At 42.7% G+C, this 13,915-nt stretch carries 14 protein-coding genes and 1 pseudogene; 8 read left to right on the forward strand and 7 right to left on the reverse strand.

The features are described from left to right. Window positions 1-62 precede the first annotated feature (62 nt). Both IEY42_RS12225 and typA read right to left on the reverse strand, forming a co-directional pair. Window positions 63-179: pseudogene (locus IEY42_RS12225) on the reverse strand (pyrimidine/purine nucleoside phosphorylase); the annotation flags it as partial. A 195-nt stretch (window positions 180-374) separates the two neighbouring features. Continuing rightward, the gene (typA, locus tag IEY42_RS12230) at window positions 375-2,186 is read right to left on the reverse strand and encodes a translational GTPase TypA (protein WP_188925494.1); all 1,812 of its coding nucleotides are present in this window, start codon (window positions 2,184-2,186) and stop codon (window positions 375-377) included. Window positions 2,187-2,761: 575 nt separating this feature from the next. On the opposite strand from typA, the gene glnA reads away from it, so the two are divergent. The 4 genes from glnA to IEY42_RS12250 all read left to right on the forward strand — a co-directional run bounded on the left by glnA (window position 2,762) and on the right by IEY42_RS12250 (window position 7,188). Then, window positions 2,762-4,171, forward strand: coding sequence for a glutamate--ammonia ligase (gene glnA / locus IEY42_RS12235; protein WP_188925495.1), 1,410 nt, complete (start codon window positions 2,762-2,764; stop codon window positions 4,169-4,171). A gap of 202 nt (window positions 4,172-4,373) precedes the next feature. Further along, entirely contained in the window at window positions 4,374-5,957 is a 1,584-nt protein-coding gene (locus IEY42_RS12240) for a sensor domain-containing diguanylate cyclase (protein ID WP_188925496.1), read from the forward strand. Window positions 5,958-5,986: 29 nt separating this feature from the next. Beyond that, window positions 5,987-6,526, forward strand: coding sequence for a type II secretion system protein (locus tag IEY42_RS22660; protein ID WP_188925497.1), 540 nt, complete (start codon window positions 5,987-5,989; stop codon window positions 6,524-6,526). A 191-nt stretch (window positions 6,527-6,717) separates the two neighbouring features. Next, the gene (locus IEY42_RS12250) at window positions 6,718-7,188 is read left to right on the forward strand and encodes an Lrp/AsnC family transcriptional regulator (protein ID WP_188925498.1); all 471 of its coding nucleotides are present in this window, start codon (window positions 6,718-6,720) and stop codon (window positions 7,186-7,188) included. Between the two features lie 78 nt (window positions 7,189-7,266). Here IEY42_RS12250 and IEY42_RS12255 read toward each other — a convergent pair whose 3' ends face one another. Beyond that, the gene (locus IEY42_RS12255) at window positions 7,267-7,914 is read right to left on the reverse strand and encodes a DUF2959 domain-containing protein (RefSeq protein ID WP_188925499.1); all 648 of its coding nucleotides are present in this window, start codon (window positions 7,912-7,914) and stop codon (window positions 7,267-7,269) included. Window positions 7,915-7,975: 61 nt separating this feature from the next. Further along, entirely contained in the window at window positions 7,976-8,200 is a 225-nt protein-coding gene (locus IEY42_RS12260; RefSeq protein WP_160051946.1) for a hypothetical protein, read from the reverse strand. A gap of 105 nt (window positions 8,201-8,305) precedes the next feature. Between IEY42_RS12260 and IEY42_RS12265 the strand changes: the two genes are divergently transcribed. The 4 genes from IEY42_RS12265 to IEY42_RS12280 all read left to right on the forward strand — a co-directional run bounded on the left by IEY42_RS12265 (window position 8,306) and on the right by IEY42_RS12280 (window position 11,068). Further along, on the forward strand, window positions 8,306-9,310 hold the full coding sequence (locus tag IEY42_RS12265; protein ID WP_229780043.1) for a virulence factor BrkB family protein: 1,005 nt from the start codon (window positions 8,306-8,308) through the stop codon (window positions 9,308-9,310). Window positions 9,311-9,395: 85 nt separating this feature from the next. Beyond that, complete coding sequence (dtd, locus tag IEY42_RS12270) at window positions 9,396-9,833, forward strand: D-aminoacyl-tRNA deacylase (protein ID WP_188925500.1); 438 nt, start codon at window positions 9,396-9,398, stop codon at window positions 9,831-9,833. A 22-nt stretch (window positions 9,834-9,855) separates the two neighbouring features. Then, window positions 9,856-10,338 carry a thioesterase domain-containing protein gene (locus tag IEY42_RS12275; protein ID WP_229780044.1) on the forward strand — a complete coding sequence of 161 codons (483 nt, stop codon included), beginning with the start codon at window positions 9,856-9,858 and terminating at the stop codon, window positions 10,336-10,338. Window positions 10,339-10,474: 136 nt separating this feature from the next. Continuing rightward, window positions 10,475-11,068, forward strand: a complete 594-nt coding sequence (locus IEY42_RS12280) for an FMN-dependent NADH-azoreductase (RefSeq protein ID WP_188925501.1) — start codon at window positions 10,475-10,477, stop codon at window positions 11,066-11,068. Window positions 11,069-11,150: 82 nt separating this feature from the next. On the opposite strand, the gene IEY42_RS12285 is transcribed toward IEY42_RS12280, so the two are convergent. The 3 genes from IEY42_RS12285 to IEY42_RS12295 are packed head-to-tail and all read right to left on the reverse strand — an operon-like array spanning window position 11,151 to window position 13,900. After that, window positions 11,151-11,921, reverse strand: a complete 771-nt coding sequence (locus tag IEY42_RS12285; RefSeq protein ID WP_229780045.1) for a hypothetical protein — start codon at window positions 11,919-11,921, stop codon at window positions 11,151-11,153. 30 nt (window positions 11,922-11,951) lie between these two features. Continuing rightward, on the reverse strand, window positions 11,952-13,178 hold the full coding sequence (locus IEY42_RS12290) for a beta-ketoacyl-ACP synthase (protein WP_188925502.1): 1,227 nt from the start codon (window positions 13,176-13,178) through the stop codon (window positions 11,952-11,954). After that, window positions 13,175-13,900 (reverse strand): 3-ketoacyl-ACP reductase FabG2, encoded by a 726-nt coding sequence (locus IEY42_RS12295; protein ID WP_188925503.1) that lies wholly within the window; start codon window positions 13,898-13,900, stop codon window positions 13,175-13,177. Before IEY42_RS12295 ends, IEY42_RS12290 begins: the two co-directional genes overlap by 4 nt. Between the last annotated feature and the right edge of the window lie 15 nt (window positions 13,901-13,915).

Raw genomic sequence — 13,915 nt, forward strand, 5'->3', positions numbered from 1 at the left:
AAAAACTGGCACTAGTGGCCTAAATATCTACTTTTGATCTCAGTTAAAAATGGGGAGATTACCACTACACCCAGTGTTTGTCTTGTGCCATCGGCAAAGACAACGCTTCTGCTGGTGACTTTACCATTAAAATATACGTTGGCTTGTTTGGCCACACTAACATGTTGCAACATACTCATATCGACTCCCAAATTATTGTTAACTATTGTGGATGAGTATTACAGACCTTTAATGAAACCACCTAGTAAAATGTTTTCATGTTGTTACAAGCAGGCTTATTGACGCGTTTAGTTTTAACGAAAAAGGCACAAAAAAGCCCAGACATTGTCTGGGCTTAATTTGATCCAACTGCTTGTGCAGTTTAACTGAAATAATTAACCGCGGCTTGCGCGCTTACGGTCGTTTTCAGTTAAGAATCTCTTACGAACACGAATGTTCTTTGGCGTTACTTCTACTAATTCGTCATCATCGATGAACTCAAGAGCTTGCTCAAGAGACATGTTGATTGGCGGAGTCAGTACTTGCGCTTCATCAGTACCAGATGCACGCATGTTGGTTAGCTGCTTACCTTTAAGACAGTTAACTGTCAAATCGTTTGAGCGAGCGTGAATACCAATGACTTGACCTTCATAGACTTCGGCCGCATGGCCAATAAACAGACGACCACGGTCCTGTAGACCAAATAGTGCGAATGTTAACGCTTTACCTGTCGCGTTTGAAATCAATACACCGTTAGCGCGTTGACCGATGTCACCGCCTTTATGTGGACCGTAATGATCAAATGAGTGGTAAATCAAACCCGTACCTGAAGTTGCTGTTAAGAACTCAGTTTGGAAACCGATTAAACCACGGCTTGGGATGATAAAGTCGATACGTACACGACCTTTACCGTCAAGCTGCATGTCTTTCATTTCAGCTTTACGGATACCTAATCTTTCGATCACAGTACCTTGATGTTCTTCTTCAACGTCAACAGTAACTGTTTCAAATGGTTCACATAGCTCATCATCGATAGTCTTAAGAATAACTTCTGGACGTGATACCGCTAACTCGTAACCTTCACGACGCATGTTTTCAATTAAGATTGATAAGTGTAATTCACCACGGCCTGATACGCGGAAACGGTCAGGGCTTTCAGTTTCTTCAACACGTAATGCAACGTTGTGTACTAACTCTTGCTGTAAACGCTCAAGGATGTTACGTGAAGTAACGAACTTACCTTCTTTACCAGCAAATGGTGAGGTGTTTACTTGGAACGTCATGGTTAACGTTGGCTCATCAACAGATAAGGCTGGTAATGCTTCAACCTCATTGACGGCACAGATAGTGTCAGAAATCTTAAGTTCACCAAGACCGGTAATCGCGACGATGTCACCCGCGTTAGCGACTTCAACTTCAGTACGCTCTAGGCCCATGTAACCTAATACTTGGCCCATTTTACCGTTACGTTTTTTACCGTCAGCACCGATTACAGTCACTTGTTGACCTGTTTTAACGCTACCACGTTTAATACGGCCTACACCGATTACACCCACATAAGAGTTATAATCTAACTGTGAAATTTGCATTTGGAATGCACCATCCGCATCAGCGTCAGGGAAAGAGACTTTCTCAACGATGGTTTGGAACAGTGGTGTCATGTCTTCGCTAGTTTCTTCAGGGTCTAAAGTGGCGAAACCATTTAATGCAGAAGCGTAAACGATAGGGAAATCTAACTGTTCGTCAGTTGCACCTAAGTTATCGAATAGGTCGAATACTTGGTCAATAACCCAATCAGGACGTGCACCAGGACGGTCAATTTTGTTGATTACAACAATAGGCTTTAGGCCTTGAGCAAATGCTTTTTTGGTTACGAAGCGAGTTTGTGGCATTGGGCCATCAACTGCGTCAACCAATAGTAAAACTGAATCTACCATAGATAGAACACGCTCTACTTCACCACCGAAATCGGCGTGACCAGGGGTGTCTACGATGTTAATACGGTAGTCATTCCACTTGATGGCAGTGTTCTTTGCCAGAATGGTGATCCCACGTTCTTTTTCAAGATCGTTAGAATCCATAACCCGCTCAGTAGCTTCTCCACGAGATGCAAGGGTTCCTGACTGCGCCAACAATTTGTCTACCAAGGTAGTTTTACCATGGTCAACGTGGGCAATAATGGCGATGTTACGTAAATTCTCTAGCACGGATAAACCTCTAAACCATCAATAAAAAAAAGGGGCTTTATAACGACTTTATAATTATAGACGTCATAAAAAGCGTGCCATTCTACTTCAGAGCGGCTTTTGTAGATAGGATTATTTTTGAACACATGGCATTTTTCGTGCACTTGTGGCCAAAAAACACCTGAAAACGTTTATTTAAATAGAATGTATTGTGCTTTTTTGCACTTTATTCAGCAGATAAATGCATTTTATAGTAAGTGGTAACATTCATTATTTTTGCTTTACTGCTTTTTAGCGTAACAAGCTTGTCATGCAGAAATGTGACACTAGCAAAAACTTTATTAAATTGCTGACGCACCACAATGGACTTTTGCACCACATTGAAACATAGTGGTGCACTGCACTGGTGCAAAATAACATTTCGTGCAGGCTGCATTATTTTCAAAATTAGTAAAATCAAATGGTTAGCTAGTTGGCATGATTATCGCTATATTGCAGACAATCGAATAAATGCTAATTCGTTTTCCAGATGAATTGTCTGGCGAATAACCAAATTATTTTAAGGGATAACCCTTTACCCTACCGGAGGCTTGAGAATGTCAGTTGAATCAGTTTTAAAGCAACTTGAAGAGTTAGAAGTTAAGTTTGTTGACTTACGCTTTACCGATACGAAAGGTAAAGAGCAGCACGTTTCTATCCCATCTCACCAAGTAGATGAAGATTTTTTTGAAGACGGCAAAATGTTTGACGGTTCTTCAATTAATGGCTGGAAAGGCATTAATGAATCAGACATGGTGCTAATGCCTGATCCAACTACTTTCGTATTAGATCCTTTCACCGAAGAAACGACGGCACTAATTCGTTGTGATATTTTAGAACCTGGCACAATGACAGGTTATGACCGTGACCCACGTTCAATTGCTAAAAAAGCAGAAGAATATTTAAAGTCTACAGGTATTGCTGACACTGTATTAATTGGGCCAGAGCCAGAGTTCTTCATTTTTGATGACGTACGTTTTGGTACTGATATGTCAGGCACTTTCGTTAAAATTGATGCGAAAGAAGCATCATGGAACTCTGCTAAGAGTTATGAAGAAGGCAACACCGGTCACCGTCCAATGGTTAAAGGTGGTTACTTCCCAGTCGCACCTGTTGACTCTTCACAAGACTTGCGTTCAGCAATGTGTTTAGTGTTAGAAGAAATGGGCCAAGTTGTTGAAGCGCATCACCACGAAGTGGCTACAGCGGGTCAAAACGAAATCGCAACACGTTTTAACACGCTTACTAAGAAAGCGGATGAAATCCAAATTCTTAAGTATGTTGTGCACAACATGGCACATGCTTATGGCAAAACTGCGACATTTATGCCAAAACCAATCGTTGGCGACAACGGTAGCGGTATGCACGTTCATCAGTCTTTAGCAAAAGACGGTGTTAACTTGTTTGCGGGTGATAAGTACGCGGGTTTAAGTGAAACTGCACTTTACTACATTGGTGGTATTATCAAGCACGCTCGTGCATTGAACGCGTTTACTAACCCAAGCACTAACTCTTACAAGCGTTTAGTGCCTCACTTTGAAGCGCCTGTTATGTTAGCTTACTCTGCGCGTAACCGTAGTGCTTCAATTCGTATCCCTGTGGTACCAAGCCCTAAAGGTCGTCGTATTGAAACGCGTTTCCCTGATCCACATGCAAACCCATACTTAGGTTTTGCTGCATTGTTAATGGCTGGTCTTGACGGTATTCAAAACAAGATCCACCCAGGCGAAGCAATGGACAAAGACTTGTATGACTTACCTGCTGAAGAAGCGGCTGAGATCCCACAAGTTGCAACGTCACTAGAAAACGCACTTGAAAACTTACAAGCTGACCACGACTTCCTACTTAAAGGTGGTGTATTCAGTAAAGACTTTATTGATTCTTACATCGTACTTAAATCAGCTGAAGCTGAGCGTGTATCACGCACAACTCACCCATTAGAGTTCGAAATGTACTACAGCTTATAATAAGCAGGTCTATGCAGACCTTTTAGTAAGACAAAAATACCAACCTCGATAAGCAATTATCGGGGTTTTTTGTTGTGTAAAAGTTGTGTATTTGTTGCAAATGTAACTAAATATGTCTAATGTGTCGCCTTGTCTTTTTATGCACAGCGTTACCGTATTTCAACCAAGGTGTTTGTTTCAAAGTGCGACATATGAGAATTAAATGAAATTATCGTTTCGGTATCTATTGTTAATTGCCATGAGTGTGGTTTCATTAATCCCCATTTGTGTTTTAGCTTTGTGGACCAGCCATAATGCATTAGACAATGAATACCGCACGGTTCAAGACAAGCATTTATTGTTGGCGAAAAATCTATCACAAGCATTAGACCGTTATAGTGTTGATGCCTTGTCAATTTTTAATCGCGCCACCGATTCTGTTATCAAGCAGCATATTCCTGCTGAATTTATCAAACTATTTAACGATATTGATGTTGAATCGGTCGGTGAATATGATGCTCAGGGTAACCTGGTTAATGTGTTATTTGGCCCCACACAATTACAACCCGGCTCGTTAACCCAAGATGAGAATATTTTTGAACTTTCACAATTATCAACGGCTAGGTTTACTGACGTGCATATAGTGGGAGGCGTTAATCCAACTTTGTATATGATCCGTAAAGACCAACAGCAACGAATTTGGCTGGCGGTGATGACCCCAGAATTTATTACTTTACTACAGTCAGCAGTTAAATTTGGCAAAAAAGGCCATGCAGCCATTGTCGATCGCCAAGGTAATATATTGGCTCATCCAAACAAAGAGTGGCAAGCCAGCAGCAAAAACTTATCAAAAGTCAGCATAGTGCAACAAATGATGGCAGGTAATACCGGTGTGATGGAGTTCTACTCGCCTGCGGTTAAGCAAGATATGATAGCGGCTTATACTATGGTGCCGACAACCGGATGGGGAGTGATGATCCCGCAACCTTTGGACGAGCTGTATGCAAGAGCAGAGTCTGAGATTAATACTATTTTAGGGGTTGCTACTCTGTCGTTTTTCGCTTGTTTATTACTCAGTTGGTGGATGGCAGGGTTAATTACTCGACCCATTGCGGCACTTACCGCTCAAGCAAGTGCTTTAGCTGAGCAACAAACTCAACTCACACCTTGGACTAAGCAGCGCATTGAAATCACAGAGTTTGCCGCGTTATTCGACCGTTTTCATTGTATGTCTAAGCAGGTTATCAATAGTCAGGCTGAGTTGGCGCAAAGAGTCATCGATAAAACCGCTGATTTAGCTCAAGCGCAAGCAGAAGCATTACATTTAGCTAATCATGACCAGGTAACCGGGCTCGCTAATCGCATGTCGATTAGAAATACCATTCAGCAACGCATTGATACCACACAACCATTTTCTCTGTTATTTATCGATTTAGATGGATTTAAACAGATTAATGATACTTATGGGCATGGTATTGGTGACAGCTTGCTGGTCAATATTGGCCAAAACGTATCGTCCAGTCTTGAGCGTGGTGATATTTTTGCCCGTTATGGTGGCGATGAGTTTGTACTACTTTTACAGCACGATAACCTGTGTGATATTGTTAATCTTAAGGCTAAGCGTGTATTAGAGTTAATTAAGCAGCCTTATAAAATTAATGGTCACCAGTTAAACGTGAGTGCCTGTATTGGCATAGCTCAATATGATGGTATTGATAATGATACCGATAGCCTTATCCATCGTGCTGACGTTGCCATGTATCAGGCCAAGCATGCAGGCAAAGATCAAGTCATGCATGCGTGTTAACTAAACGTATTAAGGATTAAGATTCAATAATGACTCGATTAGCTCAAATATCTCACCATACACAGGCTAAACCTAACGGTTTTACCTTAATTGAGTTAGTGGTGGTGATCATTATTTTGGGTATATTGGCTGTGGTTGCAGCGCCTAAATTTATTAGTTTAAAAAGTGATGCTTATGCCAGTTCAATGCAAGGTGTTGCTGCTGCCATTAGTAGCGGTAAAACCATGGTGTATTCAGCATGTGTGATTAGTACCAGTTGCGATGAAACTGCACCAGCCACAACGGGCAATAGTTTGGGTAACAGTATTACCGTTCAAGGCCAATCGATTACGCTCGCTTATGGTTATCCTCGTCATACCGCGACTGCAGGTATTGCAAGAATGATTAATATTGCTGATACCTCTGCTGGTGGCGAATTCGAATTAACCACTTATACCTCATCAGGCCGTTCTGGCTTACGTATTCGCCCTGATGCCGACTACGATGCAAACAAGTGTGAAATCCGCTACTCAGAGCCTTCAGCAGCAGGTGAGCAACCGCTTGTAGTAGTGGATATTGACGACTGTTAATACGATTAATGCCTGTAGGTAATACCAATGCCATGACGGTAAGTCATGGCATTTTTGTTGGTAGCGGCCATTCAAAACAGATATTGTGTCTATTGACTTGATTTTTTGTGCTTCGGTGCGATTTGTAGAGGATTTCACTCAAAAATATGATATTTATACTAATAATCACTCAGTAAAAAGCGATCAGTTTAATGGATAAGAAAGACCTAAAGCTGTTAGAAATATTACAGCGTCAAGGCCGAATGACGGTTTCTGAATTAGCCGACAAAGTTAATATGTCTGACACGCCTTGTTTGCGTCGAGTTAAAAAACTTGAGCTTGATAAAGTGATTGTAGGTTACGGTGCTCAGGTAGATCCTGCAAAAGTGGGGTTAAGTGTCGTCGTGTACGCATCAGTGCGCTTGAGTGAGCATTCTGACGAGTCTACCGCATTATTTGAAAGCACTGTGGCGCAATTGCCTGCGGTAATGGAGTGTTCAGTGGTGACGGGGTCGCACGATTATTTATTAAAAATCGTCGCAAAAGACTTAGTGACTTACGAGCAGTTTATTAAAAAATCTTTGGGTAATTTAAAATACGTATCTAATATTGAAACCACAGTGGTATTAAAGCAAATATTTAGCCATAACGTATTACCTATGGATTCGTCACCAATAGAGTAGTGCGCTTAAGTGGTATTGGCTATGCTCAGACATGGCCAATACTCAAATCACGTTATATTGATGACTCAGCTAAAGCGACTAACCTTGTTCCATAGACGCAATAAACTTGTTCGACTCTTCAATCGATTTATTCATTTCTTTAATCAAGCTTGAAATGTCAGTTTGTAAGCTGGCAAACTCACCTTTAATCGCGCCAATCGCTTGTGCATTTAGATTATGCTTTAGATAGAGCATGTTATCTTTCATGGCGGTTAAAATAGGTGGCATTTTAGCTTCTGCACGGCGCATACTTTTCACTAACGATGAGTAAGCTCGTTTGGTTTCGTTAAGCTTATTCGTGCTATTGCGGCGTAAGCTAGCTTTGCTGATTTCGGTGATCTCATCTTGCCATTCGTTAAATAATGCGTCGGCTACATCTTCGACTTTATCAATGCGGCTGGTGACTTCATCGGCTGCAGTTTGCGCAGACTCGTATTCATCTTTGGCTTTGTTATAAGCATCTTCTAAGTCGCCGCCATCAAATGCCAGTAATGCTTGCATTTCTTCTAGGGCTGAACTGAATTGCTCTTGAGCTTCTTCTTGTGACTCTTTGGCGTTTTGAACCCGGTCTACCATAATGTCGCGCTTGTGATAGCCGACTTTTTCCATGGCACCGTAATAGGCGCTTTGACAACCGCTCAACAGTAAACTGCTACTTAATAGTGCCAGTGATATCCATTTTTTCATCAATGTGTCTCTTTATTGTTTGAGGCGACAGCAATCTATGTGAGATTAACTATCTGATTATTTAACTGCCTGACTTAAATTTTGCAGCGTCGATAATGCTCCATAAATGGAACAAGCCACCAATAATGGCGGGGATCACTAAGACGAAAAAGAAGTAGCACGTGGCAGTGATACAGAAAAACAACAATGCCGCTAAAATTCGTCCTTGTAAAAGCTGGCCTAGGCCAGGAAAAAATAAACTTGCTACTGCTGCGAGGACATTACCCGCCGAACCTTGTTGAGACATCAATTTGCTCCATTCTTTTAGCGCTAATATGTTATAACATTGTACGAAGTTAGTGGCTTAATACAAATGTTATCTCCACTAACGGACTATGAAATAAGGATTATTATGCCCAAGAAGTTTGATTTCAGACCATTTGTCGAGTTTTTTACTGGTATTGGCCAGTTTTTACTACACCTTAAGCAGCGCCTAGCAGAGGACCAAATTAATATTCGTGCAGGCCATTTGGCCTATGTCACCTTGTTGTCGTTAGTGCCGATGGTGGCGGTGACTATGTCGATGTTATCGGCTTTTCCGGTCTTCCAGGGGATTAGAGGCAAGATAGAGGGATTTATTTATAACAACTTTATTCCTGCAGCAGGTGACACGGTACAAGTGTATATCAACGAGTTTGTTGCTAACGCGTCTAAAGGCACGTTTGTCGGTATTATTGCATTAGTCTTTGTCGCCATCATGCTGATATCAGCAATCGATAAAGCATTGAATAACATTTGGCGAATTAGCGAAAAGCGCTCGTATGTGGTGTCATTTTCAATGTACTGGATGGTACTCACCCTTGGGCCTGTATTAATTGGTGCCAGCCTAGTTGCTACATCTTATGTGGTGTCGCTCGAGGTGGTTACTGGCAGTGAGTTATCGGGCATTGTGCAGTGGATTGTAGAGCGGATCCCATTGTTGTTTTCGGTGGCCTCTATATTGTTGTTATACATGGTGGTGCCCAATAAAAAAGTCCATTTTTTACATGCGCTACTCGGGGCGGTTGTTGCTGCGGTATTGTTTGAAGCGGGTAAAAAAGGCTTTGCTTTTTATGTGACACAATTTCCGAGTTATGAAGCCATATATGGTGCGTTAGCGGTTATCCCGATTTTATTTGTGTGGGTGTATTTGTCGTGGATGATTGTGTTGTTAGGGGCAGAAATTACCGCCGCATTGCCAGAATATTTAGAAGAATTGGCGGTGATAGCTGAAGAGATGAAAGCCGAAATTTTCACCGAAGGTGAAGCATCAAGCGTAGCAAATGAAGCCCCAAAGATGAATGTGCATGATCCTGTAGTTACATCATCACATTCACATGACAAAGCAGTAAGCGACTCATCAAGAGAACAGTCTTAATGGTTTTTTAGGGCGTGTTTATCTTTATTGATAAAAAATAAACAAAGATAAACATCCTTTTTATATTCAATAATATTAGGTTGTTATGATTGCATTAATTCAACGCGTTAAGCGTGCGTCTGTTACGGTAGATGACGAAGTGGTCGGTAAAATTGATCAAGGTTTACTGGTGTTATTAGGTGTTGAGAGAGAAGACAATGCCGAAAAATTAGCTAAACTGGCTACCAAGGTCATGAACTACCGGGTGTTTAGCGATGACAACGGCAAGATGAACCTCAATTTGTCGCAAGTAGGCGGTAAGTTATTAGTTGTGTCGCAATTTACCTTAGCAGCAGATACCGCAAAAGGTTTAAGGCCGAGTTTTTCGTGTGCAGCAACGCCGGATCAAGCTAGGCAATTGTATCTCGACTTTGTGGCTTTTTGTCGCCAACAAGGGATTGAGACTGAAACCGGTCAGTTTGCTGCTGATATGCAGGTAGAGCTGATTAATGATGGTCCTGTGACCTTTAATTTACAAGTTTAAGCGCAGGTGATAAGGAGTCTTAATGTCACAAGACAATGTAATGCCAATCGGTAGTGGTTTTAGCGAACTGTTATCTCAATTGCAAAATACATGGCATAGCACGATTCCTTTGAGCCAGTTTATGCAGGTTAAGCCGCTCAGCTTTAGTGGTACCGAACTACAGGTCACCGCGCCATTAGCCCCTAATATTAACCTGCATAACACCATGTTTGCCGGCAGTATTTATACCTTAATGACCCTAACTGGCTGGGGGATGCTGTGGTTACAGCAACAACGGTTAACATTACAAGGTGACATTGTTATCGCAGATGCTAACGTAAAATACATTAAGCCCATTACTGGCGAACCAGTCGCAAAAGTGATTTGGCCTAACACTGATATTTCAGGGTTAGCCGAAGGGCAGCGTGCACAAGTGATGTTAGATGTTGGCTTGTATTGCAATGATTTACTGTGTGCAGCGTTTACTGGCCACTATGTCTCCATTCCTAAAACGTCATCAAACTAAACCTTTCTATAAAATCGAATGTAATCATTAAATAATTCCGCTATTTTTCTTTTTTATCGTTAAATATACTGGCGTCATTGGTCAAGCTTAATCGTGACCTCACTGAATAAATGTTACCAGACAGGTGGAATTACCGATGAAAAAAGTACTAATGTTAAAATCGAGCATTTTAGGCAAATACTCACAATCTTCAGCACTGGTTGATTATGCAAATCATCAATGGAGCGAACAAGGTATAGTCGTGACCATGCGTGATATTGGCAGCAACCCAGTGCCTATGTTAGATGGCGAGATTGCTGCTGGTTTACGTGGTGGTGACAATTTATCAGAGCGCCAACAAGCTGCTTTAGCATTGTCGGATGAATTAATCGCTGAAATTAAAGCCCATGACACCATTGTGATTGCTGCGCCAATGTATAACTTTAGTATTCCGACCACTTTAAAAAGTTGGATTGATTTTATCGCTCGTGCAGGTGTGACGTTTACTTATACCGACACAGGACCCGTGGGATTAATTGAAGGTAAGCGCGCGATTATTGTCACCACGCGCGGCGGCGCACATAAAGGCGGCACAACCGACCATGTGGTGCCTTATTTAACCACGGTACTGGGCTTTATTGGTATTACTCAGGTAGAAACTGTATACGCTGAAGCGCTGAACATGGGCTCTGATGCAGCCGAGGCGGGTATTAGCCAAGCTAAACTGGCTATCGATGCGATTGCCTTATAAGTGTAATCATATTCACTAGTGTATAACGCCCAAACTTAACAGGTTTGGGCGTTTTATCTTATAAACACTTCGTAATAAGCGCTTAAAAATAGGTTTTTAAATACTTTTTGGCATAGTTGCGCAGTTTTTTATTGGCTGCGTTGTTAGCCATTGCTTCAATGACCGGTTTAAACTTATCGTTACCAGAACTGGCTAAGGCTTTGGCTAACCAGGCATAGGTATCAATGGCTAAGCGGCTATCGTCAAGCAGACGTGGTTGGGTTAGCTGTTCGCTGAGCTGGGTTAACATCACCTCGCTATATTCTCGTTCATACATGATCCGCTTAGCGGCGATGCGGATTAATATCAAGTCATCACTGGTTAAGGCATTGCTGTATGCATTTAACCGTGGCGATAAATCGACATGCGTTTTCGCGTGCAGAATGGGATTCCAAATGGCGTACTGACTAATGTTGCTGATGCCCTCGTTGGCATATTTACGCAGTTTTTTATGGTAATCACCCTCAGCGATTTGAGTTAACGTAGCGCGATACTTCTCGTTACCAGAATAGCCTAAACCCTTTGCCAGCCAGGATGAATAATCGATAGCTTTTTTGTCATTCGCGCTGGTTAAACTCTGTTTAAGCGACGCTTCTATCGCATCATATACGGCGACATCTTGCGGCCCTGAAATAATTAAGGTTTCAATGGCCTGTATTTGTTGAGCGTGATTGTCACCTTGAAATATCACCTGGTATTGCTGTTCTTGTTCTATCGGTTCTTGTGCACTGACTAGCGGGGAGAATAACGAGCTCAATAATCCTGTGGTTATCAGTAATCCGCTGATAGCCATACTTGCTACATTTTTTTTCATGCTATGTCCTTTTATCATGTGAGTAGTTTATTAATTCCAGCGTTTAAAAATCAGTGAAGTATTGATGCCACCAAAGGCAAAGTTGTTGCTCATGATGTATTGGGTATCAAGTTGGCGAATATCGCCTTTGATATAATCTAGCTCGCCACATTCAGAGTCGACATCATCAAGGTTTAATGTGGGCGCAAACCAGCCTTCGTTCATCATTTGGATACTGGTCCAGGCTTCGAGTGAGCCACAGGCGCCAAGCGTGTGGCCGGTATAGCTTTTAAGTGATGATATTGGCGTGTTTGCACCAAAAACTGCATGCGTTGCAGCGGTTTCGGCAATGTCGCCACGGTCTGTCGCAGTTCCGTGCGCACTGATGTAACCAATGTCTTGCGGCGACAGCTTAGCGTCTTTTAACGCTAAACGAATAGCGACTTCCATGGTGTGTGCATTTGGCTGGGTCACGTGTTGACCATCAGAGTTGGTGCCAAAGCCAACAAGTTCTGCATAGATTGTTGCCCCGCGAGCTTGAGCGTGTTCTAACTCCTCGAGAATTAACGTGCAGGCTCCTTCTCCTATGACTAAACCATCGCGCTGACTGTCAAATGGGCGTGGTGTTTGCTCGGGAGTATCATTTTGAGTGCTGGTAGCAAATAAGGTATCAAATACCACCGCTTCCGTTGGGCACAGCTCTTCACCGCCACCGGCGAGCATAATGGTTTGCATGCCATATTTAATCGCTTCGTAGGCATAACCTATACCCTGGCTGGCAGAGGTGCAGGCGCTACTTGTTGTATGAATACGGCCTTGTAAGCCAAAAAACACCCCGATATTTACCGCCGTAGTGTGGGCCATCATTTTGATATAGCTGGTGGCGGTCAGTCCCGACATTTCGCCGGTTTTAAGCATGTCACCAAAGCCCATAATAGGGTCGGTACTGCCGGTTGATGAACCATAGGCTACTCCAACCTGGCCTGAGCTCAATACCGGGTCATTTAACAACCCTGCATCTTCTAGCGCCAGTTCGCTTGCGCGGGTTGCCATGAGCGACACTCGGCCCATGGAGCGGATTTTTTTACGCGAGTAATGTGATGGTAATGCAAAATCACGCACGGGCGCCGCGAGGCGAGTGTTTAAGTCAGGATAGCGATCCCACTCGTCCATGCGAATAACACAATTATGCTTGGCTAATAAACTGGCTTTAATCTGTTGCCAGTCCTGGCCTAGAGCTGAAATCCCGCCCATACCAGTGACGACTACGCGCTTCATATCATGCCTCCATTGACCGAGATAACTTGGCGGGTGATGTATGCGGCATCATCAGACAATAAAAAGTTTGCTAGGCCGGCAATTTCATTGGGTTTGCCCATGCGTTTCATTGGCACCATTTGGTTGACTAAATCGGTTGGAAAATCACTCACCATGTCGGTTTCGATTAATCCTGGAGCAATGCAATTCACGGTAATTTTTCGTTTGGCTAGCTCAAGCGATAATGCTTTAGTGGCACCAATAATACCTGCTTTAGAGGCGCTGTAATTGACTTGGCCGCGATTACCGGCAATACCTGAAACCGATGCGAGGGTAATAATGCGTCCACCTTTACGGGCTTGCACCATCGGCATGATGGTGGGGTGTATCACATTGTAAAAACCGTCTAAATTGGTGTGGATAACACTGTCCCATTCGTTTTCGGTCATGGCGGGAAAGGCGGTATCGTGGTTTATGCCGGCATTTAAAATCACCCCGTAATAAGCACCATGTTCGGCAATATCGGCTTCAATGGCTTGTTTTACAGCAGGACGATCGCCGATATCAAATTGTAATAAACTCACATTAACGCCAAGGGCGCTGAGTGTTTGTTGCACCTCTGCCGCTGCGCTATGGTTGCTGTGAAAATGCAGTGCAATATCAAATCCATTTTCAGCTAATTTAATGGCAATGGCTTTGCCAATTCCCCGGCTTGAGCCGGTAATTAATACTCTGTTAGTCACAAGTCTCTCCATGAT

It is taken from the genome of Shewanella algicola (assembly GCF_014648035.1).
GTDB classification, from domain to species: domain Bacteria; phylum Pseudomonadota; class Gammaproteobacteria; order Enterobacterales; family Shewanellaceae; genus Shewanella; species Shewanella algicola.

Bases quoted from the DNA above. Each gene is read 5' to 3' on its own strand.
- glnA (WP_188925495.1), top strand. From the start codon at position 2,762: ATGTCAGTTGAATCAGTTTTAAAGCAACTTGAAGAGTTAGAAGTTAAG.
- IEY42_RS12240 (WP_188925496.1), top strand. From the start codon at position 4,374: ATGAAATTATCGTTTCGGTATCTATTGTTAATTGCCATGAGTGTGGTT.
- IEY42_RS22660 (WP_188925497.1), top strand. From the start codon at position 5,987: ATGACTCGATTAGCTCAAATATCTCACCATACACAGGCTAAACCTAAC.
- IEY42_RS12250 (WP_188925498.1), top strand. From the start codon at position 6,718: ATGGATAAGAAAGACCTAAAGCTGTTAGAAATATTACAGCGTCAAGGC.
- IEY42_RS12255 (WP_188925499.1), bottom strand. From the start codon at position 7,914: ATGAAAAAATGGATATCACTGGCACTATTAAGTAGCAGTTTACTGTTG.
- IEY42_RS12260 (WP_160051946.1), bottom strand. From the start codon at position 8,200: ATGTCTCAACAAGGTTCGGCGGGTAATGTCCTCGCAGCAGTAGCAAGT.
- IEY42_RS12265 (WP_229780043.1), top strand. From the start codon at position 8,306: ATGCCCAAGAAGTTTGATTTCAGACCATTTGTCGAGTTTTTTACTGGT.
- dtd (WP_188925500.1), top strand. From the start codon at position 9,396: ATGATTGCATTAATTCAACGCGTTAAGCGTGCGTCTGTTACGGTAGAT.
- IEY42_RS12275 (WP_229780044.1), top strand. From the start codon at position 9,856: ATGTCACAAGACAATGTAATGCCAATCGGTAGTGGTTTTAGCGAACTG.
- IEY42_RS12280 (WP_188925501.1), top strand. From the start codon at position 10,475: ATGAAAAAAGTACTAATGTTAAAATCGAGCATTTTAGGCAAATACTCA.
- IEY42_RS12285 (WP_229780045.1), bottom strand. From the start codon at position 11,921: ATGAAAAAAAATGTAGCAAGTATGGCTATCAGCGGATTACTGATAACC.
- IEY42_RS12290 (WP_188925502.1), bottom strand. From the start codon at position 13,178: ATGAAGCGCGTAGTCGTCACTGGTATGGGCGGGATTTCAGCTCTAGGC.